This window comes from Streptomyces sp. NPDC052052 (assembly GCF_040680455.1).
GTDB lineage: Bacteria > Actinomycetota > Actinomycetes > Streptomycetales > Streptomycetaceae > Streptomyces.
The window spans coordinates 57,760-74,682 of the sequence record NZ_JBFAWU010000027.1 but is presented as its reverse complement, the minus strand read 5'-3'; the positions used below and the strand labels follow the sequence as shown (position 1 = coordinate 74,682).

Here is a 16,923-nt window from a genome sequence, read left to right as displayed (position 1 = left end):
ACGCAGGACTGGTTGTTCTCCCAGCCCCAGCCGTCGCCGTCGGGGTCGGAGGAGCTGCTTGCGCAGTAGGGGTAGCCGTTCGGTGCGGTGCCGCCGTCCGTGCCGCCGCCGGAGCCGGTGTCCGCGGAGCTGCCGCGGACGACGCAGGACTGGTTGTTCTCCCAGCCCCAGCCGTCGCCGTCGGGGTCGGAGGAGCTGCTTGCGCAGTAGGGGTAGCCGTTCGGTGCGGTGCCGCCACCGGAGCCGCCGTCACCCGAGCCGCCGCCGTACACGGTGGCTGTCGTGGACGTCTGGGATATCCCGTTGCTGCCGTTGAAGAAGCGGTTGCCCCAGCTGCTCAGCGCGCTCGCGTCGAAGTTGCCGACCATGTCCAGGTACTCGACGCCGCTGCCGTTGCCGCTCCACGACCAGCCGATGTATCCCACCTTCAGTGACTGGGCCGTTGCCATGATCGCGTCCTCGTCCGGGTTGCCGTCACTGTGCTGGTCACCGAACTCGCCCACCACGATGGGCAGATGGTTGTCGACGAAGTGGTTGAGGTAGTCCTGCACCTCTGTGGCGGTGTCGTAGACCCCGTACATGTGGATCGAGAAGATCGTGTTGTGATCGGGGTCGGCGTCGAAGACCGAAGCGGCATTGTCCTTCATGGTGTGGGACCAGTCCTGGCCCCAGTTGGGGGCGTCCACCATCAGCGCGTGGTGGAGACCGGCACTGCGTAGTCTGCCGATCGCGTTCTTGGTGGCGTCGGTCCAGGCGCTGTAGCCGGTGTTGCCGAACGGTTCGTTGCCGATGTTGATGACGACGTAGTTCTCCTGGTCCTCCAGCGCGCTCTTGACGCTGATCCAGTAGTCCGCCGCCTTGTCCAGGGAGGTGGCCGCGCTGTCCTCGCCGTAGCCGGTCGTGTCGTGCACCTCCAGGACACAGATGAGCTTGTTCGCCTTGCACTGACCGATCAGCGAGGAGACCTCGGAGGTGCTGGTGCGGGTCCAGCGGTCCCCGCTGCTGAGGACGATGCGGACGGTGTTGGCAGCCTTGGCGGCGATGTCGGCGATCGCGCCGGTCTGCCCCGGATACCACGCGTGGGCGTGGTTGACGCCGCGCATCACGAACTCGTTGCCGTTGGCCTCGTACACACGCCCGTTGCTGACCCGGATACCCGTGGCGGCTTCCGCGTCACCGGCCGGTCCGAAGACGGACAGCAGAACGCCGACCAGTCCGGCGATCGCCGCGGCCGCGACCGTGACGAGGGTGCTTCTCGGTGGCTTGTTCATGTCTCTCCTCAAGGGGTGGGGTTGGGGCGCCCGGAGGGTGTGCTGTGCACCATGGGGTGTGCAGGAGGCTTCGAGGACCGGCGGACTCCAGATCTGGACAACGTTGTCATCCGCTGATGGTCGACGAGTATCTGCTGGGTGGCTTCCGGGTGCTACGGGCCGCTACGGGCAACGTCAGGCCGGACCTTGCCGCACGGTGCGTCAAGTGCCGTATGACTGCAAGGGGTTGAAGTGCTTCACAGCACAACGCCCGGGTCGGTGTCGCCCTCATATGAGGCACTCGATGTTCCCGCCATGTCAAGAGACGTGTCACCGCTGTTTCGCTTTCCTCTTCCTCGCGTACATCGCGGAATGAAAGAAAAAGGGAATCTCCGTCGCCGGCAGGGAATCTCCGGGGGTGATTGCCGACGGATGGTCACATGGAATTTACTAAACGAATACTTAACTTAACGGAACGGCTAGACAACGTTGTCAATCCCGAGGCAGAGTACGACCCGGGGGCGACCGAGCGCTCCTTCCATGAAAGGGCTGAACGTGATGGTGTACGGAGCACTCGACATCGGGGGCACCAAGATCGCTGGTGCGCTTGTCGATGGGGAGGGGCGAATCGTTGCGCGGGCTCGACGGGCGACGCCGGCGCGGGAGCCCGCGGGTGACGTGCTCGCGGCCGTCATCGCCGTGCTCGACGAACTGGCCACACATCCGGCCTGGGGCGAACTCTCCTGCCTGGGGATCGCCAGCGCCGGACCGGTCGACACCGTCGCCGGCACGGTCAGCCCGGTCAACATCCCCGGCTGGCGCGATTTCCCGCTGGTGGAGCATGTGCGTGCCCATCCGGGGCTGCCCCGTGACCTGTTGCCCGTGCTGATCGGCGACGCCGTCGCCATGACGGCGGCGGAACACTGGCTCGGTGCCGCCCGGGGGATCGACAACGCCCTGTGCATGGTGGTCTCGACGGGCGTCGGTGGCGGACTGGTCCTCGACGGACGGGTGCACGCCGGCCGCACGGGGAACGCCGGCCACATCGGCCACATCACCGTCGACCTGAACGGCCCCCGCTGCGCCTGCGGAGCCCCGGGGTGCGTCGAGGCCCTCGCGAGCGGGACGGCGATAGCGGCTCATGCCCGTGCCCTGGGCTGGACCGCCCCGTCCGGCGTGACGCCGAACGCGGCGGCAGTGGCCACGGCGGCCCGCTGTGGCGACCGGCGGGCACTCGCGGCCTACGCGCGTGCGGCCCAGGCCCTGGCTGCGGCGATCGCCGCGACCGCGGCCCTGGTCGAGCTCGAACGTGTGGTCATCGGGGGCGGCGTGGCACAGGCCGGGGACGTCCTCTTCGCACCCCTGCGCCGCTGCCTGGCCGACTACGCGGTACTCGACTTCACGCGTGACATCACGGTCGTGCCCGCCGGCCTGGCGCTCGATGCCGGCCTCATCGGAGCCGCTGCCGCCGCGTCCGCCGCGGCGGGCACCGGACCGGTTCCCGTACTGCACCCCTGACTCCCCGCCCGCCCGGCACTGGCGGGGCGTCGGCTCTGGAAGGAACCCACTCCGTGGATCCACTCGTCAACACCATGCGTTCCTATGCCTGGGGCTCCACCACCGCCCTGCCCGCCCTGATGGGGGCCGAACCCGACGGCACACCACAGGCGGAGCTGTGGATGGGGGCCCACCCCGCGGCCCCGTCGCAGGTCCTCCGCCCCAGCGGTCCTCAGCCACTCGATGCGGTGATCGAGGCCGCGCCGACCGCAGAACTGGGAGAGGCGACCCTCCACAGGTTCGGGCCCCGGCTGCCCTTCCTGCTCAAACTGCTGGCGGCCGACACCCCGCTGTCTCTTCAGGTGCACCCCGATTCCGCGCAGGCGGCCGCCGGCTGCCGGAGCGAGAACGACCGCGGTGTCCCGCTCGACGCTCCGCATCGCAACTACCGGGACGACAACCACAAGCCGGAGTTGATCGTCGCCCTCGGTCCCTTCCACGGGCTCTGCGGCTTCCGGTCCCCGGCGCACTGCGCGGAGCTGCTCGCGCTGCTCGACCTGCCGGAACTCGCCCCGCATATCGCCACCCTGCGGTCAGCGCCCGAGGAGACGGCGCTGCGTGAGGTGTTCTCCGCCTTCCTGTCACCGCCGCCCGGTGCGGTCGCCGCCGTGGCCGCGGCGGTGGCCCGTGAAGCGCGGGGCGGCAGCCCGCACCGGTCGGCGTTCGACGTCTACGACTCCATCGCACGGGCCCACCCGTCGGACCCCGGACTGCTCGCGGCGACCCTGCTCCAGGACGTGCACCTGGCCCCGGGCGAGGGACTCTTCCTCGGTGCGGGCATTCCGCACGCCTACGTGCGGGGGCTCGGCGTGGAGGTCATGGCCGCATCGGACAACGTCCTCCGGTGCGGCCTGACGACCAAACACGTGGACACCGCGGAACTGCTGCGCGTCGTGCGGTTCTCCGCCGAGCCCCTGCGCGTCCTGCGTCCCGAGGCCCGTGGACGGGAGGAGGTCTATCCGACCCCGGTCGACGACTTCCGGTTGTCCCGGATCAGGGCAACGACCGGGGGGCGGGCCGTTGTCCTGGACGGCCCGGCCCCGCAGATTCTCGTCTGCACACGGGGGCAGCTCCGTCTCACCGGTCCGCGCGAGACTCTCACCCTCCGGCCGGGGGAATCGGTCTACGCCCCGGCGGGCGAACAGGTGAGCGTGGACGGCGAGGGTGAGGTCTTCCGGGCCACCGCCGTTCCGGGCGGTGCGCGGTCCGGGACGGTGGCCGACGCATCCACAGCGCTGAACCGCCACTGAACTGAACCGGTTCGGTCCCGGAGGCTTTTGCCGCCCAGCCTTTCCTTCAGCCCTTCATCCGGCCGTCGAAGAGGAAAAGAAACCCCGCAGACAGGATCGCTCCGGCGCATGGCTGCGGGGTTTACGGGTTGGTCGTTACTTCTTGCTTTCCCGTGCGCATGGGACGCGGGGAACGGAGAGCAGGGAAAAGGGCGCCCGGCTCCTTCGTCCCTACTTCGTCGCGCCCTGGGCGAAGCCGTTGTAGATGTAGCGCTGCAGGAACAAGAACGCGAGGAGGGTGGGCACGATCACGAGAATCGCACCCGCCGAGATGTTCTCCCAATGGGCTCCGAAGGGGCCCTTGAACCGGAACAGGGCCGTGGAGATGGTGCCCAGTTCCTGGGAGGGCATGTAGAGGAAGGGGATGTAGAAGTCGTTGTAGACCGTGATCCCCTTGATGATCACGACCGTGGCGATCGCCGGCTTGAGCAGCGGGAAGATCACCTTGCGGAAGATCGTGAACGAGTTGGCACCGTCCAGGCGGGCCGCCTCGTCGAGGGAGACCGGGATCCCCCGGATGAACTGCAGGAAGATGTAGATCGAGACGATGTCCGTACCCATGTAGAGCAGGATCGGCGCCCACCGGGTGTCGAACAGCCCGAAGCTGTTGATGACTTGGAAGGTGGCCACCTGCGTCGTGACACCGGGAACGAGCGTGGCGACGAGGAAGAGGCCCATGACGAGCTTCTTGGCCCGGAACCGGAACCGGTCGATGGCGTAGGCCGTCATGGAACCGATGATCACGGTGCCGGTGATCGAGAACAGCAGGATGAAAGCGGTGTTGCCGAACGCGGTCAGCATCTGCCCGTCGGAGAAAGCGGTCGCGTAGTTGCCGAAGTTGAGCCAGTCGCCCGGCAGCGACAGCGCCCCGCCGTCGGTCACCTCATCGGAGGTCTTCAATGACGTAAGGAAGACGACGGTGAGCGGGAGGAGCACGACGACCGCGGCGATGACGAGGGTCAGGTAGACCAGCGCCGGTCCGAGCCGGCCTCGGAGCTGGCCTCGCCGTCGGGCGGCGGTGGAGCCGGGAGTCGGGGCAGTCTGTGGGGTCGTGGTCATACGAGGTCCACCTTGTCATCGGGCACGAGCCGACGCTGGATCCAGGTGATCAGCAGAATGATCAGCAGAAGCACCACGGCCGCGGCCGAGGCCAGCCCGGTCTTGTTGAACTGGAAGGCGAGCTTGACCGTCTGGATGACGAAGGTCGAGGTGCCGGTAGCGCCGTTGGTCATGATGTACGGGATCTCGAAGACCGCGAGGGATCCCGAGATCGCCAGGATGATGCTCAGGCTGAGCACGGGCCTGATGCTCGGGGCGATGATGTGGCGGAACTGCTGCCAGCGGCTCGCGCCGTCCAACTGGGCCGCTTCGTAGAGCTCGCCCGGAATGGACTGGATCGCGCCGAGGAAGAGTACGAAGTTCAGGCCTGTGAAGCGCCAGACGGAGACACCCGCCAGAGATGTGTTGGCCGTGGTGGGGTCACCCAGCCAGGCGCGGTCGGCGTCGGAGCCGAACCACGACAGGATCGAGTCCAGCGTGCCGCCGTCCTGGAAGAAGTACAGGAAGACGAACCCGATGGCGACGCCGTTGATGAGGTAGGGGAAGAACAGGATCCCCTTGAACAGGTTGCGGAACCGCAGATCGAAGCTGAGCACCGTGGCGAAGTACAGGGCGATCACGATCTGCACCACGGAAGCGGCCAGGTAGTAGAAGCTGACGAAGAACACCCGGAAGAGCTCGGGGCGGGTGAAGATCTGGACGTAGTTGTCCGTACCGGTGAAGTTCCGGTCCGGGCTGATGCCGTCCCAGTCCGTGAAGCTGTAATAGATCATGTTCCCCACGGGCACATAGGTGAACGTGATCAGCAGTACCAGCGGGACGGCCAGGTACAGCCACGGGGTCGCGCGGCGCAGCCACCGTCCCCTTGCGGGGCGAGGCCGCGGACTTCTGCAGCCGTTGGTGGTCCTGCGGCGTGGGGGAGCGGCGCGGTGGGTGGTCACCGTCGCCATGTCGGTCGTCTTGGTCATGTCGGGCCTTTCGTCATCCGCGTGAGCGGCGGGCTGAGGGCCCCGGCCGGTACAGGGCGATGCTGTTGGTCACTGCGGCCGGGGCCCGGCTTCGCCGTCTGTCAGGAGCCGACGGTCGCCGCTGCCTCGTTCCACTTCTTGTTGAGCTCGGCGAAGTAGGAGTCGAGGCTGCCCTTCTGCGCCCCGCGAGCGATATCGATCAACTTCTGCCGGTAGTCAGGTGAGTTGAGCCCGATCTCCGCACCCTTGTCGATGTCGTTGACGGTGCCCGTGTCGCGCTCGGAGCGGTCCACGAAGATGACATCGTTGTCAACAAGGTCGTCGAGGGTGGCCGGCATCGACGCGGACTTCAGCGTGGGAACGGCGCCCTCCTTGACGGAGTAGCCGGACTTCTCGGTGAACCAGTCGATCCAGGCCCGGGCCGCTTCCTTGTGCTCCGAGTGGATGTTGACGGCCTGCTGGTAGTCGGAGACCACGGTGGCGCAGAACTTGCCGTCGCTCTGTGCGGGGAAGGGCATGTAGCCGATGTCGTCCGCCTTCCCTCCCGCCTTCTTCGCCGCGTCCTGCATCTGCGTGATCGACCAGGAGCCCAACATCATGGCGCCGATCTCACCCTTGGCGACCTTGGCCTTGGACGCTTCCCAGTTCGTCGTGTTGGGGTCCTTCTCGGAGAGCCCGTTCTTCACGATGTCGTACAGCAGTGTGTCGATGACCTGGAGTTCACTGCCCTTGTTCCATGGCGAAGAGGCACCGGCCAGTGTGTTGGTGGCGGAGCCGTCGCAGCTGACCGACCCGATATTGCCGGTCCACTGGACCAGCGGCCAGCCGTCCTTGAAGTTGGTGTAGTAGGGGACCGCACCGGTCTTGCTCTTGATCGCCCGGAGTCCGGCGAGGAACTCCTGCGGCGTGGTGGGCCACTCGGTGACGCCGGCCTTCTTCCAGAGCGCCTTGTTGTAGACGAAGCCGTTCACGGTGCCGAACTGTGCGACGCCGTAGACCTTGCCGGCGACCGTGGTCTTGTCGCTGAATCGGTACTTGTCCGACATGACGCTGGACGAGCCCAGCGGGGCGAAGAACGTGGGGTAGTCGTTCTTGGAGACCGCGCCCGGGATCATGAGGACGTCGCCGTAGTTCTTGGTGTTCATGCGGATCTTGACCTCGCCCTCATAGTCGGTGAGGCCCTCGAACTTCACCTTGACCTTGGGGTAGATCTTGTTGAACTCCGCCGCGTACGCGTCCAGTTCGCCGTTCTTGACGAGGTCGGTGCGCTGGGTCAGGACCTTGATGGTGCCGGACGCCTCGCTCGGGTCCGCGGGGGCGCTCGCTGTTCCGGTGGACGGCGCGCCTGCGCCGCTGCACCCCGCGATGGCCAGTGTTGCAGTGGTCAGAAGTGCGCCGACGAGCATCGTCTTCTTCTTCCCCATGTGCCCAACTCCTTTGGTGGCGGCTCAGGTCTGCGGTGGGATGGTGGCACTATGGCAGGCGGAAGTGAACCGGTAAAGCTCAGATTTCGAGCGCGATGCCCAATCGTTACCGGAGGTTCAATCGGTGCAGGTGGACAGGGTGTTGAGTGTTCGCTCGGTCGCGATGATGAAACTAGACCGGTTTATGGACACTGGTCAGCTGGCGGGGTTAGGTTGTGCGGCGTCGAAACATCCGCCGGTCTCTGCAAGGCGATTGGAGCCGCACCATGAAGGACGTCACCCCACTCACCGAAGGCTGGAGCCTGCGTCATGACCAGGTGATGATTCCGGCCGAGGTCCCAGGCTGCGTCCACACCGATCTGCTCGCGGCCGAGGTGATCCCGGACCCGTTCCTCGCGCTCAACGAGTCCGAGGTCCGCTGGATCGGTCACCGTGAGTGGACGTATCTCACCGATGTGTCGCACGACAGCGGGCACGAGCGCACCGACCTGGTCTTCGAGGGTGTGGACACCGCGGCGAGGATCACCTTCGCCGGCCAGGAGATCGGCAGGACCCGCAACATGCACCGCACCTACCGTTTCGACGTCACCGGGCTGACCGGCCGACTGGAGGTGCACTTCGCATCCGCCTACGACGAGGCCGAGACGGTGCGTTCCAGGACGGGGGACCGTCCCAACGTCTATCCGGAACCCTCGCAGTACATCCGCAAGATGGCCTGCAACTTCGGGTGGGACTGGGGGCCGACGCTCGTCACCGCGGGCATCTGGCGGCCGGTGCGGCTGGAGCACTGGTCGACGGCCCGCCTCGCTTCCGTCCGCCCGCTGGTGACCGTCGGCCGGCACACGGGGAACGTCGAGGTCAGGCTCGAGGTGGAGCGCACCGCCGGCGGAGCGGACCGGAACCTGCTGGCCCGCGCCACGGTGGCGGGCCGGGAGGCGGAGGTCCGCTTCGAGGGTGACCAGGCCGTGCTGCACCTGACGGTCGAGCGCCCCGAGCTCTGGTGGCCGCGCGGATACGGCGGGCAGCATCTGTACGACCTCGACATCACCCTCCTCGACGAGGCCGGACCACTGGACAGCTGGCACCGGCGGATCGGATTCCGCACCGTGGAGCTGGACCGGACGGCCGACGAGCACGGCACCGGCTTCACCCTTGTCGTCAACGGCGAGCGGATCTTCGCGCGCGGCGTCAACTGGATCCCCGATGACGCGTTTCCCTCCAGGATCACCCCCGAGCGCTACCGGACCAGGCTCGGCCAGGCCGCCGACGCCAACGTCGACCTGGTACGCATCTGGGGCGGGGGGATCTACGAGGACGAAGCGTTCTATGACGCCTGCGACGAGCTGGGGCTGATGGTCTGGCAGGACTTCCTCTTCGCCTGTTCCGCGTACCCCGAGGAGCAGCCGCTGCGCGGAGAGGTGGAGGCCGAGGCGCGTGACAACGTTGTCCGTCTCATGCCGCACGCCAGTCTCGTGCTCTGGAACGGCAACAACGAGAACCTGTGGGGGTTTCGCGACTGGGGCTGGGAGTCCGAGCTCGCCGGTGACTCCTGGGGCGAGGGCTACTACCTCGGCCTGCTGCCCCGCATCGTCGCCGAACTCGACCCCACCCGCCCGTACACCGCGGGCAGCCCCTGGTCGGGCTCCTGGGACCACCACCCCAACGACCCGGCGCACGGCACCTTCCACTCGTGGGAGGTGTGGAACCGCCAGGACTACGCCGAGTACCGCGCCGACGTTCCGCGGTTCGTCGCCGAGTTCGGCTGGCAGGCACCGCCGACGATGACGACGCTGCACCGAGCGCTCCCGGGCGAGGACCTGGCCCCCGATTCCCCTGGCATGGTGCATCACCAGAAGGCGGAGGACGGCAACGGAAAGCTCGACCGCGGCGTCGCACGCCATTTCGCCCTGCCCACGGGCGACTTCGACCGTTGGCACTACCTCACCCAGGTCGTCCAGGCTCGTGCCGTCGCCGCGGGTATCGAGCACTGGCGCTCCCACTGGCCGGTCTGCGCCGGCACGGTCGTCTGGCAGCTCAACGACTGCTGGCCGGTGAGTTCCTGGTCCGCCATCGACGGGGACGGCCGACTCAAGCCGCTCCACCACGAGCTGCGGCGCGTGTACGCGGACCGGCTGCTGACACTGCAACCCGGTGACGACGGCCCCGTTCTCGCGGTCGTCAACCAGTCGGCGACACAGTGGCCTACCCAGGTGACGCTGCGTCGGATCGAGGCCGACGGAAGCACGGTGGGGCAGAGCGCGGTGGAGGTGACCGCCGCCCCGCGCTCCGTCGTCCGGCTGCCCGTTCCGGCGGAGCTGGTGCCCGCCGAGCAGTCGGGCAAGGAGTTCCTCGTGGCCGACGCGGATGGACTGCGCGCCCTCCACTTCCCCGTACCGGACAAGGACTTCGGCTATGTGCGGCCGGCCTACGACGTCGCGGTGGAGCCGGTCGCCGGTGGCGGCGGTAAGGTCGACATCGTGGTGAGCGCGCACACTCTTGTCAGAGATCTTCTCCTTCAGGCGGACCGGCTGGGTCCGTCGGCCGTGGCGGACCGCGGCCTCACGACGCTGCTGGCCGGTGAACACGTCCGGATCCGCGTCGACGGCTGTGCCGCGGTGTCCGTCGAGGACGCACGGGCGGCCCTGTTCTGCGCGGACTCGAGGTGAACCCTCCGGCACGCGTCACCATCAAGGACGTCGCCGCCCGGGCCGGTGTGTCCAAAGGGGCCGTGTCCCTGGCGTTCAACCAGAAGCCGGGTGTCTCGGAGGCCACCCGGCAGCGGATCTTCGACGTCGCCAGGGAGATGGGGTGGGCGCCGAACCAGACCGCGCGCAGCCTCTCCAGCCATCGGGTCGACATCATCGGCCTCGCCCTGTGCCGCCCCGCCCGGCTGCTGGGACTCGAACCGTTCTACATGGACTTCATCTCCGGCCTCGAAAGCGTCCTGGCCGAGCGGTCGTGCTCGCTGCTGCTGAGACTGGTGCGGGATCTGGACGAAGAGATCGACCTGTACAAGTCCTGGTGGCGCAGCCAGACCATCGCGGGCGCCGTCCTGGTCGACTTCCAGGAGAACGACCCGCGGGTGCCTGCGCTGGAGTCGATCGGGCTGCGGGCGGTGGCCGTCGGTCACCCGTCCCTGACCGGGTCCTTCCCCGCGGTGTGGACGGACGATGCCACGGCGACCGCCGAGGCCGTCCGCTACCTCGCCGCGCTGGGGCACCGCCGCCTCGCGCGCGTGGGCGGCCCGGCCGGCCTGGGGCACAGCGCCATCCGTGCGGCGGCCTTCGAGGCGACGGTGCGTGAGCTGGGGCTGGAGGAGGGGCGTCAGATCGCCACCGGCTTCGACGGCAAGGAGGGCGCGCGTGCGACCAGGTCGCTTCTGCTCTCGGCCAACCGGCCCACCGCCATCGTCTACGACAACGACATCATGGCGGTCGCGGGCGCGGGCGTCGCGGCCGAGATGGGATTCGTCGTCCCCGACGACGTCTCGTTGCTCGCGTGGGACGACTCCCAGTTGTGCCGGATCACCCACCCCACCCTGTCGGCGATGAGCCACGACGTACACCAGTTCGGGACGGAGGTGGCCCGCACCCTTTTCGAACTGATCGAGGGCACGCACACCGGATCGCTCCAGGTCCCCACGCCCTCGCTCACCCCCAGAGGGTCCACCGCGCCGGCCCCGCAGCAGTGAAGGGGGGCGGGGCCGCGACCGCGACCCCGCCCCTCGTCACCCTGGCCGCCGATGCGAGGGCGGGGACCCGTTCGTGCCTGCGCCCGGAGCGGGAGCCGCAGGGCTCAGCCAGTCGCCCGGTGCGAATTGCGCGGTGCCGGTACGGCGGTCTGCGCAGCCCGCGTCACATCGCCGACCAGTTCGACCACATCGGAGCCGTACGCCCGCGAGTTGGCCACCTTCAGCAGCAGGCAGAAGGTGTTGTTGCCGTGCTTGCGGGCCAGCTTCTCGTAGTTGCGGATCAGATAGCGGGAGGCCGCCTGGGTGGTGATCGCCTGCTGTCCGCAGAACAGGAAGACCGGGCGGGTGTCCTGACCAGCCGTCAGGCGAGCCAAGAGCACGTACTCGGCAACCCCCTTCTCCAGCCGGTAGCGTTCCGAACCGATCTGGAAGGCGCCCCGCTCCGGTCCGGGCTCCGGGTCGGTGTTCACCTTCACACCGGGCAGCAGCGAATGCAGATGGGCGGCCATCCGGCGGTTGGAGACCGGCCCGCCGACGCAGAATTCGGTGCGTTCGCCGAAGCCCTGCTGCGGGACGTCGTGGGACAGGATCTGCGCGTGCGCCGAACAGTCCTTGATCAGCGCGGAGAGTTCCAGCAGGGCGAACACGTCGTGGCGGTGGACGGCGCCGTCGCCGCCCGCGTCGCGGTTGACGACGAGCAGACACTCGGAGTTGCCCGGCAGCCCGAAGAACGCCTGCTTGCGGCGGAGCTTGCGGCGCCAGAGGTAGGTGCGGGCGATCCAGCCCACAGCGGCGCCGGCGCCGGCGGTTATCAGGCACAACACGATGGTGCGTACGTCGTCGGTCATGGGCGGGCATGTTAGCGGGCGGCCGGTCGGGGGTGCACGGTGGACCTGACGGGGCGGGCGGGGCGGCGTTACCCTGCGGCCAACAATCCTTCACTGGAGGTGCGCATGCGACGTTCCGTCGCGCGGAATGTGTCGTTATCAGCAGTTCTCGCCGCTGTGGTCACCGTCGGAGCAGCGGCTCCTTCCTCGTCCGCACCACCGCACGCGGCAACCCCCAAGTCGCCTGTCGCAGTGGGGTACGGGGGAGCGGTCGCCAGCGTCGACGCGGATGCCTCGGCCGCCGGTATCGAAGTTCTCCGCAACGGCGGCAACGCGGTGGATGCCGCGGTGGCGACCGCGGCGGCGCTCGGTGTCACCGAGCCCTATTCCTCAGGCCTCGGCGGTGGCGGCTACTTCGTCTACTACGACGCCAAGAAGCACACGGTGCAGACCATCGACGGACGCGAGACCGCACCACGCAGCGCGGACTCCTCGCTGTTCCTGGAGAACGGCAAGCCCCTCGCCTTCGCCGACGCGGTCACCAGCGGTCTGAGCGTGGGCACCCCCGGTACACCCGCCACCTGGGACACCGCGCTGAAGACCTGGGGCAGCACATCGTTGCGGCAGGTGCTGAAGCCGGCCGAGCGGCTCGCCAGGGAAGGGTTCGTCGTCGACAGCACCTTCCGTTCGCAGACCGAGGGGAACCAGGAGAGGTTCGCCGACTTCCCGGCGTCGAAGAAGCTCTTCCTGCCGGGCGGGCAACTCCCGGTGGTGGGCTCCGTATTCAAGAATCCGGATCTCGCGCGGACCTATGAACTGGTGGGCCGCAAGGGCGTCGACGTGCTGTACCGGGGCGAACTGGCCGACGATGTCGTACGGACCGTACGCAACCCGCCGGTGGACCCGAAGGCCACCCGGACCGTCCGGCCCGGCGACCTCACCGCGAAGGACCTGAAGTCCTACCGGGCGCTGCGGCAGGCGCCGACGAAGGTCGGCTACCGGGGCCTCGACGTGTACGGGATGGCCCCTTCCTCGTCCGGTGGCACGACCGTCGGTGAGGCGCTCAACATCCTCGAGTCCACCGATCTGTCGAAGGCGAGCGAGGCGGAGTATCTGCATCGCTACATCGAGGCGAGCCGGATCGCGTTCGCGGACCGCGGGCGCTGGGTCGGCGACCCGGCCTTCGAGGACGTACCCACGCAGGGGCTGCTCAGCCAGCGGTTCGCTGATGCGCGGGAGTGCCTGATCAGGGACGACGCGGTACTGACCAGCCCGCTCGCGCCGGGAGACCCGCGCCATCCCGCCGACTGCAAGGCCGGTGACCAGGCCGCCCCGACGACGTACGAAGGGGAGAACACCACGCATCTGACGACGGCCGACAAGTGGGGCAACGTCGTCGCGTACACCCTGACGATCGAGCAGACGGGCGGCAGTGGCATCACCGTGCCGGGGCGCGGCTATCTGCTCAACAACGAGCTGACGGACTTCTCGTTCGCACCTGCCGATCCGGCGGTCCACGATCCGAATCTGCCGGGGCCGGGCAAGCGCCCGCGCTCGTCCATCTCGCCGACCATCGTGCTGAACCACGGTGAGCCGGTGCTGGCCCTGGGCTCGCCGGGTGGCGCCACGATCATCACGACGGTGCTGCAGTCACTCATCGGCACCGTCGACCGCGGACTGTCGCTCGGCGATGCCATCGCGGCGCCGCGCGCCAGCCAGCGCAACGCGGCGACGACGGAACTCGAACCGGGACTGTGGAACAGCCCGGTGCGGGAGCAACTGGAGTCGCTGGGGCATGCCTTCAAACTGAACGCCGAGATCGGGGCGGCGACCGGTGTGCAGAGGCTCCCCGACGGGCGATGGCTCGCGGCGGCGGAGCCGGTGCGCCGGGGCGGTGGCTCCGCGATGGTCGTGAAGCCGAGCGGAAACCCCTGACGTCACATCAATCCAGTGTGCCCCGGGGTCGGTTGCTCGCGTGCGCGCGAGACGCCGGCCCCGCGGTCACAGTGCCGTCAGGATGGACGGCCCGTCCTCGGTGATCGCCACCGTGTGCTCGACGTGTGCCGCGCGGCTGCCGTCGGACGTGCGCAACGTCCACCCGTCCCGGTCCGGGTGGAATGCGTCCCGGCCGCCTGCGATCAGCATCGGCTCGATCGCCAGGACCATCCCGTGCCGCAACGGCATACCGCGCCCGCGTCGTCCCTCGTTGGGGACGGCCGGGTCCTCGTGCATCGACCGGCCGATGCCATGGCCGCCGAACCCCTCCGGAATGCCGTAACCGGCGCTGCGGCACACCGTGCCGATGGCGTGCGCGATGTCGCCGATGCGGTTGCCGACGACCGCCGCCGCGATTCCCGCATCCAGCGCCGCGTACGCCGTGTCGATCAGCCGGGTGTCCTCGGGCCGGGCGCGTCCGACGGTGAAACTGACGGCCGAATCGCCCGCCCAGCCACCGAGGGTCGCGCCCGCGTCGATGCTCACGAGATCTCCGTCGCGCAGCCGCTGGTCGGTCGGGATCCCGTGCACGATCGCGTCGTTGACCGATGTGCAGATCACTGCGGGGAACGGGGTGGGGGCGAAATGCGGCCGGTAGTTCAGGAACGGCGATCCGGCCTTCGCCTCGCGCAGGACCTCGCGCGCGACCTCGTCGAGTTCACGCAAGGTGACGTCGATCGTCGCCGCCTCCCGTACGGCCGTCAGGACCTGGGCCACGACCCGGCCCGATTCGCGCATCGCCGCGATGGATGTGTCTGTCTTGAGCTGCACCATGCCAATTACTATACCGGTCCTGGCGGTATTAGAATGCCGGTATGGTACGAACGCCCCTGACCCCGGAAGAGCGCCGCCGCGGTGAACGCCTCGGAGCGCTGCTGCGCGAGGCGCGCGGTGGAAGCAGCATGACCGAGATCGCGGCCAGCGCCGGAATCTCCGCCGAGACGCTGCGCAAGATCGAGACGGGGCGCGCCCCCACCCCCGCCTTCTTCACCGTTGCCGCGCTGGCCGGGGCGCTCGGGCTCTCGATGGACGAACTGCTCACCCGGTGCGCACCGGAGCCGGACGCCGTTCCGCTCGCCGGGTAGGACCCGGCCGGTACGGCCCCCGGCCCGCACCACCCTGCCGGGACCGGCCCCCCTCGGCCGCGGAGGCGGTGCGTAGGTACGTGCCGAGGTCGTGCCGGGCCCCGCCCCGCCCCGGCTTGAGGCGACCGCACCACAGGTGAAAAGCGTGCGTAGTCCGGCCGTAACACGGCTGCGGTCGAATGCCTGCGACCGGAAGGCTCCTGTCGGCGAGGTCGAGGCGATGATGACGGTTCATCACCATGCTGTCGAAGCAGAGGGGTTCGCAGAGTACCTCCGTGCCATGGTGGCGTCCCTGGACCCCGTGAGCGGCTGGTACGGCGTGTTCTGCCGCCGCGATCCCGGCGGTATGCGGGCCTGTCTCGACGGCGTCGAGATTCCGCCCTGGGACGTGATGGAGTCCCTCTTCCAGGACCTGGCGGCGGTGCGCGGCGCGGAGTTCGCGCATCGCGAGTCGGTGCGGGCCGCCCAGCTGTACGCGGTCTCGGTGGCGGCCTGCGACCGCCGGCCCGGCGGGCGTCAACTGCTCGTCGAGCGGCTGGAAATCATGCTGCGGGAACAGGTGCGCGCGGCCCAGCGCCTGGGCGCGGACGGTGCGACGTCCCTGGACGAGCAGGCCATGGCCTGGGCGCGAGACGACCACGAACGCGCCACCGCCCGCTGCGCGGAGCTTCGCCGGAGACTGGCCGCGGTGACGATCCCCGGGGGCGGGTTCCGCGCGGAGGAGCAACCGGCACTCACATCCACCGACGATTCCGTGACCGCACCTGAGCCCGTACCCGCACCTGCCGTCGTGCCAGGGCCCCGACGTGCCCCTGAGCCCGTGTCCCGGCCCGGGAGCGAGGCCGGTCCCGGCGAACCGCCCCGGGCTCGCCGGCCCGTCGCGTCCGGGAGCCGAAGGCCCCGAGGTGCACGGTTCGCGGGCCTGGAGGTCGACGACGCCGATCCGGCCCCGGCCGTCGCCGCTCCGGTTCTGCCCGTCCCGCCCGAAGCGGCCGCCGCGCCGCGTGGCGCACGGTTCGGTGCTGCTTCGTCCGGCGGTGACGCACCCCGGGCCGGTGTCCCCGATGCCGTCGACAGCGAGGCGCACCGGGCCGCCGCTCACGCCGTCGCAAGACTGCTGCGGCTCCGGGCCGAGGGTCGCGGCGGCGAGGCGCACGTCGTGCTCTGCGAGGTGGCCGGCTGGCCTGCGGACCGGTTGCCGGTCCTCGCCGTCGAGCTGCACCGGGCCGGCCTGGACGCGGACTGGGCGACCCTCCTGTGGGAGATGTCCTTGCTCTCACCCTACGAACTCGCCACGCGAGCCGTCGTGTTGGCCGACGCGGGGCGCCCGGAGGACTGCGACCGTCTATTGCGTCAGGGAGTTGCGCGCCCGGCGGCCGAGATCGCGGATGCGGTGCTGGCCCTCGATCGGGAGGGGCACGGGCCGCAGGCGCGAGCCCTGCTCGGTGCCTTCGTCCGGGTACGACCCCCGCAGGAGGCGGCGCGGATGGCGGAGTGCGACCCGCACCGACTCGTGCCACCGGTGGTGGCCGCGGCCCGCGCGGTGTCGGCGGCCAAGGAGCGGGAGGTCGTCCACGCCCTACGGGTGGCGGGCCTGGTGGGAGGAGTCCGGCCCGGCCGGTGAGCGGCGGGCCGGGCGGGCCCGGAGAACGCGATGCGGTTCCGCTGACGGAACTGCATTCGGTCGGGGGCGATCGCCGTCGGCATCACCCTCGTGCGCCTCCGCAGGCCGAGCCGAGGTGTGGGCACTTCCGGCGTGGCGGGCGTCCCTCCTCCCA

13 protein-coding genes and 1 pseudogene are annotated in these 16,923 nt (G+C 69.1%); 7 read left to right on the top strand and 7 right to left on the bottom strand.

Features of this window, described 5'->3' with window-relative positions:
• The coding region (locus AB0L71_RS27760; RefSeq protein WP_365247947.1) for a cellulase family glycosylhydrolase at positions 1-1,271 on the bottom strand (1,271 nt) is incomplete at its 3' end.
• A 519-nt stretch (positions 1,272-1,790) separates the two neighbouring features.
• On the opposite strand from AB0L71_RS27760, the gene AB0L71_RS27755 reads away from it, so the two are divergent.
• On the top strand, positions 1,791-2,768 hold the full coding sequence (locus tag AB0L71_RS27755; RefSeq protein ID WP_365247945.1) for an ROK family protein: 978 nt from the start codon (positions 1,791-1,793) through the stop codon (positions 2,766-2,768).
• A 53-nt stretch (positions 2,769-2,821) separates the two neighbouring features.
• Positions 2,822-4,057, top strand: a complete 1,236-nt coding sequence (gene manA / locus AB0L71_RS27750) for a mannose-6-phosphate isomerase, class I (protein ID WP_365247943.1) — start codon at positions 2,822-2,824, stop codon at positions 4,055-4,057.
• 210 nt (positions 4,058-4,267) lie between these two features.
• Here the strand turns inward: manA and AB0L71_RS27745 are convergent, their stop codons facing one another.
• From AB0L71_RS27745 to AB0L71_RS27735, 3 genes are all read right to left on the bottom strand, one after another.
• Positions 4,268-5,155, bottom strand: coding sequence for a carbohydrate ABC transporter permease (locus AB0L71_RS27745; RefSeq protein ID WP_365247941.1), 888 nt, complete (start codon positions 5,153-5,155; stop codon positions 4,268-4,270).
• Complete coding sequence (locus AB0L71_RS27740; protein WP_365247939.1) at positions 5,152-6,123, bottom strand: sugar ABC transporter permease; 972 nt, start codon at positions 6,121-6,123, stop codon at positions 5,152-5,154. The genes AB0L71_RS27745 and AB0L71_RS27740 overlap by 4 nt, the downstream gene beginning before the upstream one ends.
• A gap of 101 nt (positions 6,124-6,224) precedes the next feature.
• Positions 6,225-7,547 carry an ABC transporter substrate-binding protein gene (locus AB0L71_RS27735; RefSeq protein WP_365247937.1) on the bottom strand — a complete coding sequence of 441 codons (1,323 nt, stop codon included), beginning with the start codon at positions 7,545-7,547 and terminating at the stop codon, positions 6,225-6,227.
• 266 nt (positions 7,548-7,813) lie between these two features.
• On the opposite strand from AB0L71_RS27735, the gene AB0L71_RS27730 reads away from it, so the two are divergent.
• Positions 7,814-10,213: a glycoside hydrolase family 2 protein gene (locus AB0L71_RS27730; protein ID WP_365247935.1), complete on the top strand. Its 2,400-nt coding sequence runs from the start codon at positions 7,814-7,816 to the stop codon at positions 10,211-10,213.
• Positions 10,210-11,238 (top strand): LacI family DNA-binding transcriptional regulator, encoded by a 1,029-nt coding sequence (locus tag AB0L71_RS27725; RefSeq protein WP_365247933.1) that lies wholly within the window; start codon positions 10,210-10,212, stop codon positions 11,236-11,238. The genes AB0L71_RS27730 and AB0L71_RS27725 overlap by 4 nt, the downstream gene beginning before the upstream one ends.
• A 104-nt stretch (positions 11,239-11,342) precedes the next feature.
• Here the strand turns inward: AB0L71_RS27725 and AB0L71_RS27720 are convergent, their stop codons facing one another.
• Positions 11,343-12,086 (bottom strand): hypothetical protein, encoded by a 744-nt coding sequence (locus AB0L71_RS27720; RefSeq protein WP_365247931.1) that lies wholly within the window; start codon positions 12,084-12,086, stop codon positions 11,343-11,345.
• 105 nt (positions 12,087-12,191) lie between these two features.
• On the opposite strand from AB0L71_RS27720, the gene ggt reads away from it, so the two are divergent.
• Entirely contained in the window at positions 12,192-14,000 is a 1,809-nt protein-coding gene (gene ggt, locus AB0L71_RS27715; protein ID WP_365247929.1) for a gamma-glutamyltransferase, read from the top strand.
• A gap of 66 nt (positions 14,001-14,066) precedes the next feature.
• Here ggt and map read toward each other — a convergent pair whose 3' ends face one another.
• Positions 14,067-14,834, bottom strand: coding sequence for a type I methionyl aminopeptidase (gene map, locus AB0L71_RS27710; RefSeq protein ID WP_365247927.1), 768 nt, complete (start codon positions 14,832-14,834; stop codon positions 14,067-14,069).
• Between the two features lie 41 nt (positions 14,835-14,875).
• Between map and AB0L71_RS27705 the strand changes: the two genes are divergently transcribed.
• Positions 14,876-15,145, top strand: coding sequence for a helix-turn-helix transcriptional regulator (locus tag AB0L71_RS27705; protein ID WP_365247925.1), 270 nt, complete (start codon positions 14,876-14,878; stop codon positions 15,143-15,145).
• Positions 15,146-15,425: 280 nt separating this feature from the next.
• On the top strand, positions 15,426-16,769 hold the full coding sequence (locus tag AB0L71_RS27700) for a hypothetical protein (RefSeq protein ID WP_365247923.1): 1,344 nt from the start codon (positions 15,426-15,428) through the stop codon (positions 16,767-16,769).
• 8 nt (positions 16,770-16,777) lie between these two features.
• Here the strand turns inward: AB0L71_RS27700 and AB0L71_RS27695 are convergent.
• Positions 16,778-16,897, bottom strand: a pseudogene (locus tag AB0L71_RS27695) ((2Fe-2S)-binding protein); the annotation flags it as partial.
• Positions 16,898-16,923 lie beyond the last annotated feature (26 nt).